We start from the raw sequence: 19597 nt of genomic DNA on the forward strand, positions 1-19597 counted from the left end.
CGTTATGGACAGGCCCTATATTATTTGCCATATGCTTATCTCATTGGATGGTAAAACCATCGGAGATTACTTGGATGAAGAACGGACTGCCTATTTTATTGATGAGTACGAAAACATTCATGATCGGTATGGATGTAAAGCTTGGATATGTGGCAGGATTACCATGGAGGAAAATTTTACGTTAGGCAATAAATTAGAATTAGAGCAGAGTAACACTTCAAGCATTCCTAGAACAGAATTTATCGCTCAAAATGATGCCTCAACATATGCAGTAGCTGTAGATCCCTCGGGAAAACTGGGCTGGACCAAAAACTACATTTCAGAAGGAAGTCACAATAGAACAGAGCATCATATCATTGAAGTGCTTACAGAACAGGTATCTGATGCTTATCTAGCTTATCTGAAAAATCTAGGAATCTCATATATATTCGGTGGAAAAGAACGATTGAATTTTTCTGTAGTCGTGAGAAAGCTGAAACAATTATTCTCAATCGATGAATTGATGCTGGAGGGTGGGGGCGTTTTAAACGGCTCTTTCCTGAACGAAAACTTAATTGATGAGTTAAGCTTGGTTATTGTTCCCATCGTAGATGGTGCCTCTAATTCTGTGACCATATTTGAAATGGATGCATCTATGAAACAACAGACCCCAGCAAATTTCAGCTTAAAAAGTGTAGAAAAACTTGCGGATGATGGGCTATGGTTGAAGTATGTAACACGGCGTGATTAAATCTATGTTTCTTAAAAAGCGCAAAGCAAAATATGCTTTGCGCTTTTTGAATTCGAGAAAGTAGTAAGCAAGCTTCTCATTCGAAGCCTGCCAGATGCATCGTTTGTTTCAGACGATCTACGTTCACATAGATGTCCTCCAGTCCTGGAAAACGAATCGCAGGATCTGCTACACCTTGCCCGTACACCATATAATATTCGAGATTATTATGGTTGCTGATCATCCAATAGGTTGGAACAACATGCTGGGCATGGAAAATTTCAATGACCTGTGTTCCAGGCTGGCAAAAAGCCAAATTAGCGAGTCCAGCACCATGTGGACCTACAATTACTTTTGCTGAGGCGAATAATTGGATTTGCTGGGCAACCGTCCAGTCCTCTAGACAAATCGGTACGATATTAAATTTCTCTAGGCAGCGGATGACATCATCTTCATTAACCAACCTTCTTGAGCTTGCTTTTTTTCGTGAGATATAAATTCGTTCTGGAGTGACTAGTGTTGTTTCTCTATGCGGTAACAAAAATCTCCGCAGTGTATCCGTGGTCCAAGGAGGATAATGTGAATTCATCATTAAGGAAGGGACAAGTAGCTGGTCAGCCTGAACATATGCTTCTGAATTCGTCCGGATCACCAATGACTCGGATATCCCAAGCATGGCCCACGTTTGTTCCACAAAGGGTCCATACGGATTTGGATTCATGATAATAGTGGAGTAAGTGATTCCGCTCGATTGAAGCATCGCTAATCTAGGAAGCACATCATACATCCAATGAAAATAGTTATGGGCTCCGCAAAATGTTAACACCGCCGCGGTCCCGGCAAAATGTTGAAGCTGAGGATCGTTCCACCGGTGAAACACAGGGTGCTCATCTGCTTCAAGCATCCTGTATTGTTCGGCATCATATTCTTGGGAAAGATCAAAGATCAATTTCCCTTCTGGTGTTAGAAGGGCACCAGATTCTCCCCATACCTTCCCTCTGGAAATGGTGGCTACGTATCCGCCAAAGGGCTCTAAACAATAAGGTGTTAGTGCTGGAGCAATACTCGTTTCAATGCTTTTGGGCGCTCTGAACTCAGCCGCCCGTCCGAAGTCAAAAGGAACGACATTCCCAGCTTCCTTTGTACTGTTTTCGTTGTGGGAAGTAAAGTCCCAGATGCTTTGGTAATATCCTTGGGGTGGTACCCCTTGTGCAGAAAATAACATCATGTCACCTCATATTCCCAAGTAGAAGCGCAGAAACCTTATTAAGCTATTTTATGAAATGAAGATTCTTTGGACACAGGCTTACTCGGAAAGAGGCGTATGAACAAGAAGACTTACGTGAGACTGAGCAGAAACAACTCATCGCACAGAAACAGATCAGATCCAAAAATCTAAATATATGCGTTAACCTATGAAGAAATTGCGTTTCTGGAAAAGACATATGTTCCATTGTTGGTATGAATTAACTTATTAACTAATAAGCGACGAGCACGCTAACGCTGAATAGATAGCCGATGGATGCGATGTGTACCAACGTTTAACTGCATTTCGTACAACTATATTCCTTCAAATCACTCAGCTCGGGGATATAAGTGTACTTCGTACATCTATTTCCTTGATTTTCTACCCAATAGGTGGATTTGATCGTTTTTAGTTGTATAGAATGCAGTTAAAGTATGAAGGTTCTTTTTGCGTACGGAATAAGTGTATAGAATGCAGTTATCTCCCAGATTCGAATAAGACACAGAACTAAGAGAATACGGAGAGGGCATTCCGATCGGTTACATTCCAAGGTTTGCTATAAGCGATATGCGGACCATTAGTTTGTTTATATTCACTTGCCCATAATCTGATCAGGTAAGCTGGTTAATCCAAAAACACCAGACAGTAATTTTCCAACAATAGGAGAATCGCTGCCTGGTGTTCTTTTTTTACCCTCAAAGCTTGTTCCTATAGACCTTAGGTGACATCCCATAGATTTTGGTGAATTGGCGGGTAAAATAATTGCTATCACTAAACCCGCATTCATGTGAGATTTGGGTGATACTGAGGTTAGAATGCTTTAATAGTCCGCAAGCCCGTTCCAGACGTAAACGATGAAGATAAGCGATCGGGGTTGTCTGATAGTAGGAGCGAAAGATCCGGTTTAAGTGTCTGACTGAAATGTCCGAATGTTTGGCGATCTGATCCAGTGTTAAGGGCTCAAGATAACGATCTTCCATATATGAGAGTGCATTCGCCAAATGCATCAGATGGTTCCCTTGAATCCCTTTTTCCTGTTGGTCATAATGTCTGGACAAATAGACAACCAGTTCCATAAACTTGGAGCCCAGCATGGTCTGATAACCCTGTAGCTTGTTGTGATATTCTTCAATCATGCCCGCTATGAGAAAAGAGACATACTCCAGGTTAGGAATCGGCAAGCTGAGTTTGCTTGTGTAGGAATGTTTATGACGATACAGGGGTTCCAACACAAATAATGCTTGAAAGCCGTTGGATGTCCGCAAATCTGGCCCAGCTGTCGATAGCATTTCAGGCTGAAACATAATATTGCAGATCTTGAAATCCTGAGGATCTTTAAAAGCATGCGGGGTCGAACCATTAATTACAAACACATTTCCCTTTTTGATAAAAGACTCCTCAGTATTAACAATATGTGTAGCTGTACCACTCAATACAATTACGAGCTCTGAAAAGTCCGCATGTCTATGTAGATCGGTGTCTTCGTCGTGATAGCCGTATTGAATAAAAAATGGAAATTGACGATCAGATGTAAACCATTTTAAATAAAATTCACTCAACTCGTTACCCTCCAAAAGCTTGTCTAGATGAATGTCTATATCATGCTATTTTAGGACCGAATAATCAAGGCTTTCTATCCAGCTGAAGCAGTATAATCCTTGACATAGGTTTCAGTGATTAAGATAGAGAAGGAGAATACTACATGAAATATAACAATCCGATTATCCCGGGGTTTTATCCAGATCCAAGCATTTGCAGAGTAGACGAGGATTATTATCTGGTAAACAGTTCATTTGCCTATTCTCCGGGAATACCTATTTGGCACAGCAAGGATTTGGTGCATTGGAAGCAGCTTGGGTATTGTTTGACTCGTGAGAATCAGCTTCAATTTGATGAATCAGTGGTTTCCGGAGGTGTGTGGGCGCCGACTCTTCGTTATTATAACGGACGTTTTTATATGGTTACGACAAATCAGGATAGCGGAGGTCATTTCTACGTTTGGGCGGATGACCCTACAGGCGAATGGTCGGATCCACTTTATGTGGAGCAGGAAGGTATTGATCCCTCCTTGTTTTTTGATGATGGAAAGGTTTATTTCACAAGCACAGGCTCCGAGCAAGGAATGGGGATCTACCAATGTGAGATTGATATTGAAACGGGTCAAAAGCTTAGCGATACACGCTTGATCTGGACTGGTAGCGGAGGGAAATTCCCGGAGGGTCCACATCTTTACAAAATAAACGATTACTATTATTTGATGTGTGCAGAAGGTGGGACAGAATATGGACATATGGAGACTATTGCAAGAAGTAAATCGCCATATGGGCCTTATGAATCGTCTCCTCACAATCCGATTTTGACTCATCGAAGTTCAGATTACCCCATTCAAGCTACAGGACATGCCGATTTAGTTGAAGCACAGGATGGTAGCTGGTGGGCGGTATTTCTGGGGATTCGACCAGTAGGTTATCCTTACCGTCATCATCTTGGCAGAGAGACATATTTGGCTCCGGTTCAGTGGACGGAGGAGGGTTGGCCAATGATTGGGGATAACGGAGTGGTTGGATTAGAAATGGAAGCTGACCTGCCTTCACCAATGCCGTGGGAAGAAGAGCCTGAAACCGACGATTTTAATCAATCTGACCTAAGAATGAGCTGGAATTTCATTCGTAATGCTAATAAGGTAGATTGGTCATTGCAGGAACGGGGAGGGTGGCTAGCTTTACGTGGATCAGATGTGAGATTAAATGAGAAGGGAACGCCTGCTTTTATTGGTTGTAGACAGCGGCATTTGAATTGTGAAATTACCACCAAAATGGAATTTAGCCCTCTTGATGGTGACGAAGCTGGTCTTGTAGTTTTTATGGATCAGAAGTATCACTACGCAATTGGACTAACGCAAATGGAAGGTGAAAATGTTATTACACTACGCAGACAGGTAGGGAGCATAAGCGATGTGGCATACTCTTCGCCTTTCGAAGGCACGGCGGTAGAATTTAGAATCCAGGCATTACCTGAAAAATATATGTTTTACTATCGAGGTGTGGATCAAATATGGCATCTGCTTGGCGAAGCCGAGACACACTTGATATCTACTGAAGTCGCAGGCGGATTTACTGGAGTATTTTTCGGTATGTATAGCTACTCTCCTAATCAAACAACTGCTTATTATGATTGGTTTAGCTATCAAAAGAAATAAAAAGCGGTCGGCTATGTGTTCGTCAGAAAAAGCAGTGTTAGCTTGTGGAAAACACAAAGCAGCGATTCTCCAAGTATGGATGAATCGCTGCTTTGTGTTTTTTGGTTGTCGTTGTTTTTTTGTCGTCGTTGGTTGTTTGCCTCAGCTTGTATTTATAAACCTCTTGGGCTTAAGGACTCAGAGGACGTTATTTGCGTATTTATCCCTTTTTGAGCTTAGTTTCGGACCCCATTGCAGCTATTACTTCGAAAGCGATTCAGATTGAGCGTTTTTTGAGCCAATAGCAGCTATGCGGTCCTTTAGCATCCCAAATGTGAGATATTACTGCGTTTAAGGTCCTCTGGGTCCGATAGTAATAAGCTCATTAGCGATAAACCCGATAGAATCAGCGTGTGCGCAAAGGTTACCTATACATGTTGGTGTTTAGCGGATAGTTCCATATTGTGAATGAAGCACGCTTTTATCCAATGAGCATATCTTCCTTCAAACGCTTGATGTCTGCTCTAGGTGGTGAACCGAACATCCGTGAATATTCGCGGCTGAATTGTGATGCACTTTCATAGCCAACGCGAAACGCGACATCCGCTGCATCCGCTGATTCAGATAATAAAAGGCGGCGAGCTTCCTGTAAGCGCAGATGCTTTTGAAACTGTATAGGACTCATGGCAGTTACCTCTTTGAAGTGTCTATGGAACGAAGAAATGCTCATACTGGCTGTTTCAGCAAGCTCTTCAATGCGCAAAGGTTTATCACAGTTCTCGATAATCTGTTCGATGGCCTCCCGAATGCGGTAGGTGCTGCTTCCTTCCATCGCAATCTGTGCGAGTGTAACTCCATATGGTCCCTGCAGAAGCCGGTATAGAATTTCATCAGTATAAATCGGAGCCAAAAACGGAATGTCCTTGGCATCATCCAGCAAACGTACCAATCTCAGGATCGCATCCAATAGTGATAACTCTATCTGCCCGACATACATAGCTCGCTTAGCATTTTCTTTCGGAGCGAGTTTAAATTCGGAATCATTTAGTACCTTCAATATCTGACTCTGCGTAAATTCTAGCTTAAAGCTTAAATAGGGTGCATTGGGAGAAGCTTTTATAATCTGACCGATAACCGGTAAATTCATTGATGATATTAGATAATTTGCGGGACCATACTCAAAACGGTCCTTGGCCAGTATGATCTCCTTTGTTCCTTGCGCAATGAAACATAAAGAAGGTTTGTATACTCTGTATACTGGCTCGGTCACGTTGGAGTTACGAATCACAAACAATGAGGGGATAGCGGTCTCATATACTCCATCCTGGCACGAATGATGTTCAATCAATCTGGCGAGTTCTTCTTTCCGCTCTAGTAATTCTTCAGACATGTGCTCCTCCTAATGTTTTATTCTTACTCAATTATAAAGTAAAAGCATCTTTTGTGTTAGTGCTAGTGAGAGGAATAGGCAATCATTTAAGATAATTGAGATAACGGTGTCAACTTCATACATCGCATAATTAGAACTAAGAAAGGGGTTTTGAAATTGAGCAATGTTTTGATCTTAGGCGCTAACGGTGGAATTGCTCGTCATGCGATTGATTTATTCTTGAACGAAACCGATGCTCAGTTAACTCTATATCTTCGCAACTCGGACAGATTAAGCTATATAACATCCAGCCGTGCTCGAGTAGTTGAAGGGGACGTTATGGATAGTGAGCAATTAAAAGAAGCGATGATCGGGCAAGATGTTGTTTATGCCAATCTGGCTGGTAATTTGGAAGGAATGTCTAGATCTATCGTAGAGGCAATGAATACAACTGGTCTTAAACGTTTGATTTTTATAAGCTCAATGGGCATTTACGATGAAGTTCCCGGAGAGAAGTACAGCAGTATATTGGATCCATATCGAAAATCAGTAGAAATCATTTGACTACGAAACAACTCAGAAAGGTGAACCTTTTAAAGGGAGAGAAGTGTCGCGAAAAAGTGTGGCTGCGTTAGTTGTTAAATTGGCTGAATCACCAGATATGGAAATTTGCCGCAGTTTAGGAGTTAACAAACCCAAAATCTAAAGGAGGCACAAGCTAATGGAATATATAAAACTTGGACGTACTGGTTTGGACGTATCTAGAATTTGTCTTGGCTGTATGAGTTACGGAGTACCTGAACGTGGAATGGCTCCGTGGTCGCTGAATGAGGAGCAGAGCAGACCTTTTATTAAAAGAGCACTGGAGCTTGGGATCAACTTCTTTGATACGGCTAATGTATACTCTGACGGAACTAGCGAAGAAATTGTCGGACGTGCCTTAAAAGAATTCTCTCGCCGGGATGAGGTAGTCATTGCGACAAAGGTGTTTTTCCGGATGCATCAGGGACCAAATGGGGCAGGACTTTCACGCAAAGCGATTATGACCGAAATAGACAACAGTCTAAGACGGCTGGGCACGGATTATGTGGACCTATACCAGATTCATCGTTGGGATAATGACACTCCCATCGAAGAGACCATGGAGGCACTTCATGGCGTAGTAAAGGCAGGGAAAGTTAGATATATAGGAGCGTCCTCTATGTATGCATGGCAGTTCTTGCAGGCGCAGCATGTTGCTGAGCGAAATGGTTGGACTAAATTTGTCTCTATGCAAAATTACTTGAATCTACTCTACAGGGAAGAAGAACGGGAAATGTTGCCTCTTTGCCGGGAAGAAGGAATCGGTGTGATCCCATGGAGTCCGCTTGCTAAAGGCCGACTAACCCGTGATTGGAATGAACAAACAGCTCGTTCAGAGATAGACGAAGTCGGAAAGGCATTTTATGCAAAAATGGCTGAAGCTGACCGCAAGGTTGTTGAGGTAGTTACCGAAATTGCGGCTAAACGCGGGATTCCACGTGCACAAGTAGCGCTTGCTTGGGTTCTGCAAAAAGAGTCAGTAACATCGCCTATTATTGGTGCTACCAAACCTAATCATCTGGAGGACGCCGTTGCAGCATTATCAGTGAAACTGGAGTCAAGTGAAATAGCGAGACTAGAAGAGCCTTATGTGCCACACCCAGTTATAGGAAATCTATGCTAGATAAAAAAGCGTGATGCCCTTTGGGATCGCGCCTTTTTTTATCTAAGTTAACTTTCATCCCTTATTTAGTGCCTTTAGAATCTTATCTTTAGTTTGGCTTAATCGTTGCTCAGCACCATGCGGGTGCAAGGGTTTGCTTAAATAGGTGAATAAGAAAACACATTCCAATCAATAAAAATGACATGTTAATTCTTCTTTTGCCAAGGTAATATGTATCCGACATGTGAGAGTGAATATAGAAAAGGAGGTGAACTCTTTATTATTAATTCCACGTTAAAGCATACGCACATGACTACTGAAATTGGTCAACCAGCTATCCTCAAGCCTAGGGAGGTTTATCCGACGGTTTCCTTCACATCGTGTGTTGACGGAAGGGTTGCCGGTGAATTGATTTTTGATAGAACGAAGCTGGTTGATAGTTTGCCTGAGACTCCTATGGTCAAAGACTCATTAATGGAATGGACACCGTTAGGCACGGCAGAACAACTGGGTACTTATGAACTGCGAATGACCCTCAAACAGGACGGAAAATCTCCTCAGTATGACTCATATTATTTTACCGTGCTGGATCCAAAGAGCATCCCCGCGGGACAGAGCCCAATTGCTTTCCTTGGTAACGATGGAATGATGATGTATATCGGTGATTATCGAGGTAATCGGATCTTGGATTTTTCCAATGCGGGTTATAGGGGTGGCGGTGTTGAAATCCCGAATATCCCCGTTAAGTCGACCGTTCTACCCTTGGACGGAGACGCGACGGAACGTATTCAAAGAGCAATTGACCAGTTGGCCAAGCTCCCGCTCGATAAGAACGGATTCCGCGGAGCGATCCTGTTGAAAAAAGGCAGATATGAAATCGGAGGCACGTTATTCATTAAAGCAAGCGGGATCGTCCTTCGCGGCGAAGGTCAGGACAAAGAGGGCACAATTATCTATGGTACCGGAGCGAAACCACGAAATTTAATTGAAATTGGTGAAAATGCAGATCTTATGCTGGACAGCAACTCGAAACGGATGATTTCAGATTTGTATGTACCCTCAGGCTCGCGCACTTTCCATGTAGAAGACGGGAATGCTTATCGTGTAGGCGATCAGATCATAGTCCGCAGAATAGGTGATAAAAACTGGATTCACGAAATTGGCATGGATAACATATATAAGCGCCCGGGTGGAACCGTAACCCAATGGTCACCGTTCAATCTGGATTTTGACCGAGTCATCACTGCTATTGTAGGTAATGCGATTACGGTCGATGCCCCACTAGCGAATGCTATCGAACTTCAGTGGGGCGGCGGAGAGATCTATAAATATACAGACCATGCCCGCATTCAGCAGGTGGGGGTAGAGAATATGAGGGTAGAGTCCGATTTTGACCCGAGCATTATAGATATTAAGATGGATAACGATACAACGGATCCTTATTATGCGGACGAAAAGCATGCTGAACGCTTCGTCGTGTTCAACAGTGTGAAGAATGGCTGGGTTCGAGATGTGACGGGTTACCATCTGTCCTATTCTCTCGTTCAAATGAAGCGTTATTCCAAATGGATTACGGTTCAGGATTGTCAAATGTACGATATGATCAGTGTGGTTACTGGGGGTCGCCGTTATGTCATACATCAGATGGGTCAGCTAAATCTCGCTCAACGTATTTATACAGAAACGGCGCGGCATGCGTTCACCGTCGATAGCTGGGTACCGGGGCCAAATGTATTTCTGGATGGGGTAGCTGTTAACAATTATAACACCAGTGAGCCTCATCATCGCTGGTCAGTCGGAGGCCTGTTCGATAATATCAAAGCTCCCATCTCTATTCGGGATAGGGCGTGGTTAGGCAGCGGACATGGCTGGGCAGGCGCGAATTATGTAACCTGGAATACGCAAGGAGAACTCACTTTACAGCGGCCACCAACCGCTCAAAACTACGCCATTGGCCATGTTGGTAACAAGGTACCTGGACTGGTTCCTAACGATTATGATCCCCGGCCCCGTGAAGATGGATATTGGTGCAGTTGCGGTCAACATGTCGTCATTAATAGTCTCTACAAGCAGCAGCTGATGGAACGTTTAGGTCGAAATGCGCTCAGTAATATAAAAAAATAATTTACAGTAGGGTGCGGAATCTTCCGCATCCTTTTTAGTTTGGATCATAAAAAAACACAACCCCTAACAATCTATGCCATGGAGAGACATCAGGATCAAGAGTAGCATAGGAAGTGGAGTTACTGACGAATGATATGACCTGAAAATAGGAAAGGCCAGGTGAACAAGAGTTGAGTGAAAGAAGACGAGCGAAACAAGAGGTGGCATTACCGGCAACCATGCGAGAATCAGAACGTCTTCGATTATGGTATACAAGCCCGGCGTCAAATTGGAATGAGGCTCTTCCCATAGGAAATGGGCGCCTCGGGGCAATGGTGTCCGGTATGATCGGCCAAGATAAAATCCAGCTTAACGAAGATTCAATCTGGTACGGAGGCCCTGGACGCGCAGCTAATCCTGCAGCTCAGCCATATTTGACGGTGATTCGGCAAATGCTGAAAGACGGCAGGCAGGCGGAGGCAGAACATTTGGCACGAATGGCTATGACTGCTTCACCAAAATATGAACAGCCGTACCAGCCACTTGGCGATTTGATTTTAAAGTTTCTGGATTCCAGTGAGATTATTGAAGAATACGAGCGGGAGCTCGACTTGGAGCAAGCGGTCGTTACGGTATCGTACCGTTGTGGCGGGGTTCGCTATTACAGGCAATATTTTGTAAGTGAACCGGACGGTGTATTAGTAGTCCGATTGACAGCTGACAGACTTGGCAAGATCACGTTGGCTGCGAATCTTATGCGTCGTCCGTTCGATACCGGCTGTAGCACTGGCCTTGCTAACACAGTTCTAATGAATGGGGAATGCGGAGCGGATGGTGTTCGCTTTTGCACAGCACTAAGGGCAGTTCAACAAGGAGGCCGCCAGAGGCTCATCGGGGATTTCATCTCTATTGAGGGGGCAGACTCTGTCACCCTTATGCTGGCAGCGCAGAGTACCTTTCGTGTGGATCAACCTGAAAAAGCCTGTCTAGAGCAATTGGATCAAGCCATGGCTCAGTCTTTTGCAACTCTAATAAAGCAGCATAAGGAGGAATACAAGTCTCGGTTTGCTCGATTTTCAATCGATTTAACAAGGGATGGCGACCCGTACGCCGAGCTTCCTACCGATAAGCGATTACTGCGGTTACAGCAAGCAAAAGATGAAAGAAGCAATTCCAATGAGTTTGGTGATCCGGGACTAGTTGCACTATATGTACAGTATGGGCGCTACTTACTGCTTTCCAGTTCTCGACCAGGTACGTTGCCTGCTAATCTGCAAGGCATATGGAATGATAGCTTTACCCCGCCATGGGAATCAAAATATACAATTAATATTAACCTCCAAATGAATTACTGGCCTGCAGAAGTCCTAAATATGGCTGAATGTCATGAACCGCTGTTTGATCTGATCGAACGGATGCAGTTGAACGGTCAAGAAACGGCGAAAAAAATGTACGGCTGTCGCGGTTTTGTTGCTCATCATAACACTAACTTATGGGCGGAAACCCGACCTGAAGGCATCCTAATTACCTGCACGGTCTGGCCAATGGGTGCTGCTTGGTTATGCCTTCATTTGTGGGAACACTACCGGTTTGGACTGAACCTTTCTTTTCTCAAGGAAAGGGCCTATCCAGTGATGAAGGAAGCAGCGCTTTTTCTGCTTGATTACATGGTAGAGGAAGGTGGTGTACGGATTACTGGGCCTTCGGTCTCCCCTGAAAACCGCTTCCTTCTTTCGGACGGAAGCAGCGGCAGCCTCTGTATGGGACCATCTATGGATTTGCAAATCGCATATACATTGCTATCCGCCTGTTCGGAAGCGGCATTAATTCTCGGAGAAGAAGATACAATGTTTCTCTTTGAACTACATGAGACGCTTGAACACATTCCACAGCCGAGTGTGGGCAGTCATGGACAGATTAAGGAATGGCTGTTTGACTACGAAGAGCAAGACGCAGGTCACCGGCATATTTCTCAGTTGTTCGCTTTACATCCGGGTGAACAGATTGACATGAGGCACACCCCTGAGCTTGCCGCAGCAGCCCGGCGAACGCTTGAACGCCGCCTTGACGGAGGTGGAGGTTATACCGGCTGGAGCAGGGCATGGATCGTCAACTTTTATGCCCGTCTCGGTATGGGTGCGGAAGCCTACGAGCATTTACTTAATCTCTTAGCCTCCTCCACGTATTCGAATCTTTTAGACTGCCATCCACCCTTTCAAATAGACGGAAACTTTGGTGGAGCAGCAGGCGTAGCAGAAATGCTGCTGCAATCCCACCGAGGAGAACTTCGACTATTACCTGCCCTTCCTAAGGAGTGGGCTTCAGGCAGCATAAGGGGAATGAGAGCAAGAGGTGGTTTTACCGTTGATCTTTCTTGGAGCCAAGGAAAGCTTGATGAAGCGACGATTCACTCTACGTTAACCGCTGAATATCAAATTTGGTCTGCCGTTCCGCTTGATCTGCCAGAACAATCTCTTATTAGCGATGGTCAGGGATTTGAATATAATTTTTCTTCAGTTGCAGGGAAGTCCCGCAAGATTTGTGCACAATAGTCAATCGTAATAAAACACAGGCAAGCCGAAAAATCTCCATTTTGAAGACCTGGATATTGGATTAACATTAGCCATACAACAAAATCCAAACTGCAACCAAAGGAGCGATATTTATGCCACAACAAGTGCCAGCCGCATTGCCAGCGAGCAGGCCAGATCTTTCCCCATTCCAAAGACGAATGACCAATTTGCGCAAATATAAGGCGCTATATCTCATTTCACTGCCGGGCATTATTTTTTTTATCGTATTTAAATACTTACCCTTGGCGGGTTCCATCATGGCCTTTCAAAACTACAACATATTCAAAGGTTTTACAGGCAGTCCTTGGGTTGGCCTTGATCAGTTCCGGCGGATGTTCACCTATCCAGAGTTTTTGAGAATTCTTGAAAATACTATCCTGATTGGCCTATATGATATGGTCTTTGCGTTTCCGGTTCCCATAATATTCGCCCTCCTTCTTAATGAAGTGAGAAAAGCTTTCTATAAACGGATTTTGCAGACCGTCGTTTATTTGCCCCATTTTCTCTCATGGGTCATTATTGGGGGGATTATGATCGGCATTTTGTCCCCAACGACAGGTATCGTGAACCAGATCTTAAATGCTTTTGGGCTCGACTCCGTTTATTTTCTGGGCGAGGACTCGTATATTCGTACCATCCTGGTTGGAACAGGCATATGGAAAGACAGTGGATGGGGAACTATTGTTTATTTAGCCGCACTCGCTGCTGTGAATCCTGAGCTGTACGAGGCGGCCCGGATTGACGGAGCAAATCGGTGGAAACAAACCTTATCTATAACGATCCCGACGATCTTGCCCACCATCATGATTATGTTCCTGCTTCATATCGGTAACTTCCTTGATTTTGGCTTCGAGCGAGTGTTTGTATTTATCAATTCGCTTAATGAGACCAATGGAGATATTCTCGATACGTATATATACCGAGTGGGTCTTATTGATCAGCAATACAGCTATACAACAGCTATAGGCCTCTTTAAATCGGTCGTCGGACTGTTGCTAGTCATGATCGGGAATACGCTTAGCAAAAAAGCATCAGGGGATGGACTTTACTAGAAAGGAGTCGAAGAGTAAATGAAAAATAAAGGTCGCCTGTTTGACGTTTTTAACTATATATTTCTGATGCTGGTCGGGTGCTTGATGATCTTCCCTCTGCTGCATGTGCTCGCCAAATCATTTAGCAGCACTCATGCCATTAATGCAGGCGAGGTTAAGCTATTCCCTGTAGATTGGACGCTTATGAATTATCAAGTTATTCTTGGGGATACCTCCATCTGGAGAGCTTTCATGGTAAGTATATTTATTACAGTTGTCGGAACAGTTATTAATCTGATTTTAACTGCATCACTGGCCTATCCTTTATCCAGATCCGAATATTCGATGCGCAAAGGAGTTCTGATTTTAATCCTAATTACGATGATATTTCACGCTCCGCTCATACCGAACTATATGGTCATCAAAAACTTGCACTTGATCGACTCTTTATGGGTATTAATCATCCCATCGGCCATCAGTGCATATAACCTGTTCATCATGCGTTCTTTTTTCTCAGCCCTGCCTACTGAGCTGATAGACAGCGCGCGAATGGATGGAGCGGGAGAGCTGCGCACGATGTGGAGCGTCATCCTTCCTTTGTCCAAACCTGTTATGGCAACTATGGGCTTGTTCTACGCGGTATCCCATTGGAATTCTTATTCATCGGCGTTGTATTTTATCAATACACGAGCGCTTTATCCACTTCAGCTGCGGCTTCGGGAAATCGTACTGAGTAACGACCTTGGGCAAGCGGGCAGCTTATTAGAAAACGTAAATGAAGTATCTCCGGCAGGTGTGCAAATGGCAGTTATTGTCGTCTCCGTCATACCGATTATTATCGTGTATCCGTTTCTGCAAAAGTATTTTATCAAAGGGATGTTAATCGGATCTATTAAGTCTTAAATCAACCAGCTTGCATCATCCTTTAAAAGAAACAGCCATCTGCTTATCAAAATATGGTAAGATATAATCCAAACTCAAAAATGGAAGCGTTGCCAATGATCGCAACTTCAAATCAATTTCATACCACAAGACAACTGATTCTGATTCCATTCCGGAAGGGATTTGATACAAGTGCGAGTATTGATTGTAGAAGATGAGCCTGTCATTCAAAAAGGATTGGTGAAGATGGTCCAGCGTTATCCGGTCTCATTCACCGCGATTTATACAGCCGACGATGGCGAAGCAGCCTTAGAAACTATCCAAAAGCTAGAACCGCATTTAGTGCTGACAGATTTGCGCATGAAGCGGATGGATGGCCTTGATTTATGTGAACGAATTCACCGTGATTACAGTCATGTCCAGGTGGCAGTCATTTCCGGGTACAATGACTTTCAATATGCTCAACGAGCAATGGCATACGGCGTTAAGCGATATTTGTTAAAGCCGGTTCTCCAGCAGGATGTGCATGATATGCTGAGAGAACTTATATCCGGAATGACAGGCAACATTATTCCTGTTCATAAATACGTGGATTGGGCCGAACAGCTGGAACAACATATCTGGCTGCTGCAACGTGATGAGACAAACCGTCTGCTTGATGACAGAGAAACATCCGGTTTATTTGAAGGGTTGAACGTCTTTAGCATGGATGCAGTCCTAAATGATTGTCTACAAATGATCGTAGATCGCTTGGAACGCCGAGGCTGGAAGCCTCAGTCCCGGTGCTGTGGAGATGTGAAAGCCGCCAATACGAAAAAAGAAACGATGTTAGCATTTGTCGCGATAATAAACGGTATACTTGCGGAGCTGCAACTTACTCGCAAAGGCAACTATAAGGACCCGGTTGAAGAAGCAAAAGCTTTCATTGATAAACATTTGGCTGAGGATGTGTCGTTAGAAGAAGTAGCCAAACGGGTGGGACTTGCCCGCACCTACTTCAGCGCATTATTCAAAAAAATGACGGGGGAAACCTTCGTACACTACCGGATCCGAAGAAGAATGGAGGAAGCGCGCAGACTTCTTGCCGTACCTACCATGACAATCAGTGATATCTCGATTCATGTAGGTTACGAGGATTATCCCCATTTTACGAAGACGTTTAAAAATCTCGTGGGTGTGTCACCTTCGGAATACCGTGCTTCGTTTGGCATTGAATAATGAGAGCAACCCTCAGCCGGAAGCTGCTATTTTATTTTACCATTGTCATCTTACTTTCCCTGTCAGCGCTGGGGATTTCCTTCTACAGCATTTCTGCCAAGCAATTGCAGGCAAGTACTGAAAACCAGATGATACAAATCGTAAATAATGCAGTTCATCATACCAATCTCTATATTTCATCCTATCAACGGTCGACCGTGGCGCTACTAACGGATTTGAGAGTTAAAAGATATATTGACCTATCATCAGACCGTGAGGAATATGAAAATTACCGCTACACGACCGATATTCGCGATGCAATTGTCGAACCAGTATGGATTCGCAATCCCGAGATTGAAGCCTTATATATTATCGGGTATTCCGGAAATGCGCTTTATTATTATAATGGCGGTTCAGCGCCATCTTTTACACAGGAAGACACCGCTAGACAGATTAGGTATTTCAAAGAACATACAGATGTCAGTGGACAGTTGAATGTAATCAATTACAGTATCCGTGGGGATCAAACGCCGATGTTGACCTTAATCCGCAGCATTCGTGGCCTTCAGTCACCAGAGATGAAAGGATTTGTAGGCATCGAAGTCAAAGCGGAGGAGCTCTCCACGTTATGGAAAGGGATCGATCTTGGTCCCGAAAGCTATTTTTTTATTGTAGATGGCGAAGGCAGGATTCAATATCATAACGATCAAAACAAAGTAGGGACGTTGATTCCCGATAGTCTTGGCAAGCAAATTGAGCTAGCAGGAGATGCGATGTTCCGCAGCTCGGCAGAGGGAGTGGAAAAATCTTATATCAGCCGTAATGCGGAATATTCCGGTTGGCATCTGGTTGTATCCATTCCAGACACTCAGCTGCAAAAGCCGCTAATTACCATCCGGAATTATATTATTGCTGTCGCGATTTTGACATTTATGATAGCGCTGTTTCTGGCAAGCCGATTTGGTAAGTCTGTTACTACACCAATCCGTATACTGATGAAAGGAATGAGCCAGACCGAAAAAGGAAATTGGGAATTAATCTCCCTTCCGAAAAGCCAGGATGAGGTCACTGGGCTTATCGTTCGTTACAATCTGATGGTAACGCGCCTGTCAGAGCTTGTGGACACCGTGTATCAATCAGAACTGAAGAACAAGGAAGTGGAAGCCGAGCGGCAGAAGGCCGAATTCCAATCCTTACAGTTACAGATCAACCCCCATTTTTTATATAATACGCTCGAAACGGTGGTCTGCTATGCAGTAATTCAGGATTCAGATAAAATATCAGAAATTGTCGGAGCCCTGTCCTACATGCTGCATTATTCGGTGCGCACCAATCTTGAAGAGATAACCGTGGCCAATGAGCTGAAGCATGTCATCCATTATATGGTCATTATCAATCACCGGATCGGAAGGCCGTTTGAAATCGATGTGCGGATAAAGCCTGAAATGCTTCTGCGCAAAATGGTCCGCCTGACCTTACAGCCACTTGTGGAAAATGTGTTCCAGCACGCTTTTCGTTATGGTGTTGAAGATCATCACACGATTACGATTGATGCTGGAGAGGATGGCGATATCTTCTGGGTCAGCATTACGGATAATGGCAGCGGGATGACCCCGGAGCGGCTTGAAGAACTTCGCCTCAAACTGAGCGAAAATCGACTCGCCGATGTGGATGAAGGTAAAGGAAGCCCAGGTGGCATCGGTGTGCAAAATGTTCACCGCCGGATACAACTTGTCTTCGGGGAAGAATGCGGTGTTGACGTAGAAAGCAGTCCAGAATGGGGAACACGCATGATCATGAGAATGCCGATTTCCGGAAGGAAGGAACATCAAGTGCTTAACGCATAGGCGCTACTCGCCGAAGAGAACGAGGATCAAAAGGCTGTCCTGAGGTCCGAGCCGCGGACTTTTTGGGATGGCCTTTTTTTATAACGGCAACCGATCACAAAAAAACACATCCCATAATAATCCACCCCATGGGAGTGCTGATGATACAGCTTTATGATGGGTACAGGTAAACCAAATACCTTTTTATACTAATAAGGGGGATTATCCAGATGAAAAAATGGGTTAGTCTGATCCTATCCACGGCGCTTGTATCAAGTCTCGTCGCAGGATGCGGAAGCAATGAAACATCGGACGGTAACGCCGATGCAGCAGGCGAATCAAAACCGCTTAAATTTAGTATTTCGTTAAACACAAGCGGAAACGCTTACACGGAAAGTTCTAAAGACATTAACACCGATAAGTGGGTCAAGGAGTTGGAAAAACGGGCGAATGTCGATTTAGACATTAAGTTAATTCCTTTGAAGGACTTTGATTCCAAAATGGCTGTTATGTTCGCAGGCGGTGATATTCCGGATGTGGTTCAAAATGTCGGAGGGGCTACAGATAAATCGATGGCTGGATCGGTTCAGGCTGGTGTTTTTATGCCGCTAGATGATCTGCTGAAGGAGAATGCGCCTAACTTGATGAAGGTTGTCCCGCAGGAAGCATGGGATGAAGTCAGCTACGACGGAAAAATATATGGCATTCCGACTTGGCTCAGCAATCCGTCTCGACGTGCCACCTTTATCCGAACAGATTTATTGGAGAAAACCGGTCTCCCGGTACCTGTAACGATTGAAGATTTCTTGAATGTGCTACGCGCTTTTAAGAAACTCGGTGTGAGCGCGCCTTATCAGATGCGTGAGAACTTCAAATATGCAGATATCGCATTCGGTGCATATGACGCGCTTGGCTATCAGTTTACAGAGGATAATGGAGAGATCGTACCCAAATTTTATAATTCCGAGAATATGGAAAAAGCACTGAACGTATACAAAACGATGTATGACGAAGGCCTCATTCAAAAGGATTTTGCAACAATTCAGACGGCGCAGTATGGCGAAAATATTGCTGCAGGCAATGCAGGAATCTGGACAGCTAACGCGCAGAATCTACTGGATTTCCGGACCCAAATCGCCGCATCCAATCCGGAAGCGAAAGTGGATATTATCTCGTCGCCAACCGGTGACAATGGACAAAAAGGATATGGCTTGTATAGTTCGGTCAATACCTCACTGTATATCAACAATAAGGTCAGTAAAGAAAAGGCTGCCCGGATTATTCAAATGTTTGAATGGATGCAGACCCCGGAAGCAAGTAATTTCTATAGCTTTGGGATTGAAGGCGAAAATTACACGGTAAAAGACGGAAAAGTTGATTATAAGCTGCCAGAGAACAAGGCTGCCCAAGATGAAGAGAAATTCCGCACACAGCTGCGCTGGGTAGGGGACGGAACGATCAACCGCGAACGAACTGAGCTGCTTTCGGGTGGTAAAGATGTCTTGAAAGCATTGGATGAAACGCTGAGCAAAGAAGGCTTAGGGGGCATCGGATTTGTACCTGATCTGGAGTCTTTCAGCAAGTTCCCTGATCTTGCCTCTAAACGTCCCGATCAGGCACCAAAATTGATCATAGACCATATGGTCAAAATGATTTATGGCAAAGAACCGATTAGCGATTTCCCAAAAGTCATCGAGGAATATAAGCAAAAAGGCGGCGTAGAAATCTTAAAAGAAGCAACAGAACGCTACAAAAATAATGAGGGAATCCTTAATCAGCAAAGTCGTAAATAGATAGAT

At 44.2% G+C, this 19597-nt stretch carries 14 protein-coding genes; 11 read left to right on the forward strand and 3 right to left on the reverse strand.

Going from position 1 to position 19597, the window contains the following annotated elements; all coding sequences use genetic code 11:
* Nucleotides 1-4: 4 nt before the first annotated feature.
* Nucleotides 5-730: a dihydrofolate reductase family protein gene (locus NSS82_RS16420; protein ID WP_076272542.1), complete on the forward strand. Its 726-nt coding sequence runs from the start codon at nucleotides 5-7 to the stop codon at nucleotides 728-730.
* A 76-nt stretch (nucleotides 731-806) separates the two neighbouring features.
* Here NSS82_RS16420 and NSS82_RS16425 read toward each other — a convergent pair whose 3' ends face one another.
* Together NSS82_RS16425 and NSS82_RS16430 are read right to left on the reverse strand one after the other, a co-directional pair.
* Nucleotides 807-1937, reverse strand: a complete 1131-nt coding sequence (locus NSS82_RS16425; RefSeq protein WP_081386590.1) for a glycosyltransferase 61 family protein — start codon at nucleotides 1935-1937, stop codon at nucleotides 807-809.
* Between the two features lie 713 nt (nucleotides 1938-2650).
* Nucleotides 2651-3514, reverse strand: coding sequence for a helix-turn-helix domain-containing protein (locus NSS82_RS16430; protein ID WP_038570981.1), 864 nt, complete (start codon nucleotides 3512-3514; stop codon nucleotides 2651-2653).
* A gap of 143 nt (nucleotides 3515-3657) precedes the next feature.
* Between NSS82_RS16430 and NSS82_RS16435 the strand changes: the two genes are divergently transcribed.
* Entirely contained in the window at nucleotides 3658-5154 is a 1497-nt protein-coding gene (locus NSS82_RS16435; RefSeq protein ID WP_076272544.1) for a glycoside hydrolase family 43 protein, read from the forward strand.
* Nucleotides 5155-5614: 460 nt separating this feature from the next.
* Here NSS82_RS16435 and NSS82_RS16440 read toward each other — a convergent pair whose 3' ends face one another.
* The gene (locus NSS82_RS16440; RefSeq protein WP_076144149.1) at nucleotides 5615-6523 is read right to left on the reverse strand and encodes an AraC family transcriptional regulator; all 909 of its coding nucleotides are present in this window, start codon (nucleotides 6521-6523) and stop codon (nucleotides 5615-5617) included.
* Between the two features lie 156 nt (nucleotides 6524-6679).
* Between NSS82_RS16440 and NSS82_RS16445 the strand changes: the two genes are divergently transcribed.
* From NSS82_RS16445 to NSS82_RS16485, 9 genes are all read left to right on the forward strand, one after another.
* Nucleotides 6680-7066: an NAD(P)H-binding protein gene (locus NSS82_RS16445; protein ID WP_244886485.1), complete on the forward strand. Its 387-nt coding sequence runs from the start codon at nucleotides 6680-6682 to the stop codon at nucleotides 7064-7066.
* 157 nt (nucleotides 7067-7223) lie between these two features.
* Nucleotides 7224-8207, forward strand: coding sequence for an aldo/keto reductase (locus NSS82_RS16450; RefSeq protein ID WP_076272545.1), 984 nt, complete (start codon nucleotides 7224-7226; stop codon nucleotides 8205-8207).
* Between the two features lie 288 nt (nucleotides 8208-8495).
* Nucleotides 8496-10310 carry a hypothetical protein gene (locus tag NSS82_RS16455; RefSeq protein ID WP_178944206.1) on the forward strand — a complete coding sequence of 605 codons (1815 nt, stop codon included), beginning with the start codon at nucleotides 8496-8498 and terminating at the stop codon, nucleotides 10308-10310.
* Between the two features lie 170 nt (nucleotides 10311-10480).
* Nucleotides 10481-12841: a glycoside hydrolase family 95 protein gene (locus NSS82_RS16460; protein ID WP_256715515.1), complete on the forward strand. Its 2361-nt coding sequence runs from the start codon at nucleotides 10481-10483 to the stop codon at nucleotides 12839-12841.
* Between the two features lie 179 nt (nucleotides 12842-13020).
* Nucleotides 13021-13914, forward strand: coding sequence for an ABC transporter permease (locus NSS82_RS16465; RefSeq protein ID WP_051491014.1), 894 nt, complete (start codon nucleotides 13021-13023; stop codon nucleotides 13912-13914).
* An 18-nt stretch (nucleotides 13915-13932) separates the two neighbouring features.
* Nucleotides 13933-14796, forward strand: coding sequence for a carbohydrate ABC transporter permease (locus NSS82_RS16470; RefSeq protein ID WP_038570993.1), 864 nt, complete (start codon nucleotides 13933-13935; stop codon nucleotides 14794-14796).
* A 171-nt stretch (nucleotides 14797-14967) separates the two neighbouring features.
* Entirely contained in the window at nucleotides 14968-15993 is a 1026-nt protein-coding gene (locus NSS82_RS16475) for a response regulator transcription factor (protein ID WP_076099254.1), read from the forward strand.
* A complete protein-coding gene (locus NSS82_RS16480) occupies nucleotides 15993-17819 on the forward strand; it encodes a cache domain-containing sensor histidine kinase (RefSeq protein WP_076272547.1) in 1827 nt (608 codons plus the stop codon). Before NSS82_RS16475 ends, NSS82_RS16480 begins: the two co-directional genes overlap by 1 nt.
* 209 nt (nucleotides 17820-18028) lie before the next feature.
* Nucleotides 18029-19591 (forward strand): extracellular solute-binding protein, encoded by a 1563-nt coding sequence (locus tag NSS82_RS16485; protein ID WP_036677873.1) that lies wholly within the window; start codon nucleotides 18029-18031, stop codon nucleotides 19589-19591.
* The last annotated feature ends 6 nt before the right edge of the window (nucleotides 19592-19597 follow it).

This window comes from Paenibacillus sp. FSL H7-0735, assembly GCF_038008505.1.
Lineage (GTDB): Bacteria > Bacillota > Bacilli > Paenibacillales > Paenibacillaceae > Paenibacillus_AQ > Paenibacillus_AQ odorifer.

What these genes read in the sequence shown, in the direction of transcription:
- NSS82_RS16440 (WP_076144149.1), bottom strand. Translation starts at nt 6,523, where the DNA reads ATGTCTGAAGAATTACTAGAGCGGAAAGAAGAACTCGCCAGATTGATT.
- NSS82_RS16455 (WP_178944206.1), top strand. Translation starts at nt 8,496, where the DNA reads ATGACTACTGAAATTGGTCAACCAGCTATCCTCAAGCCTAGGGAGGTT.
- NSS82_RS16420 (WP_076272542.1), top strand. Translation starts at nt 5, where the DNA reads ATGGACAGGCCCTATATTATTTGCCATATGCTTATCTCATTGGATGGT.
- NSS82_RS16450 (WP_076272545.1), top strand. Translation starts at nt 7,224, where the DNA reads ATGGAATATATAAAACTTGGACGTACTGGTTTGGACGTATCTAGAATT.
- NSS82_RS16465 (WP_051491014.1), top strand. Translation starts at nt 13,021, where the DNA reads ATGACCAATTTGCGCAAATATAAGGCGCTATATCTCATTTCACTGCCG.
- NSS82_RS16485 (WP_036677873.1), top strand. Translation starts at nt 18,029, where the DNA reads ATGAAAAAATGGGTTAGTCTGATCCTATCCACGGCGCTTGTATCAAGT.
- NSS82_RS16470 (WP_038570993.1), top strand. Translation starts at nt 13,933, where the DNA reads ATGAAAAATAAAGGTCGCCTGTTTGACGTTTTTAACTATATATTTCTG.
- NSS82_RS16480 (WP_076272547.1), top strand. Translation starts at nt 15,993, where the DNA reads ATGAGAGCAACCCTCAGCCGGAAGCTGCTATTTTATTTTACCATTGTC.
- NSS82_RS16425 (WP_081386590.1), bottom strand. Translation starts at nt 1,937, where the DNA reads ATGATGTTATTTTCTGCACAAGGGGTACCACCCCAAGGATATTACCAA.
- NSS82_RS16435 (WP_076272544.1), top strand. Translation starts at nt 3,658, where the DNA reads ATGAAATATAACAATCCGATTATCCCGGGGTTTTATCCAGATCCAAGC.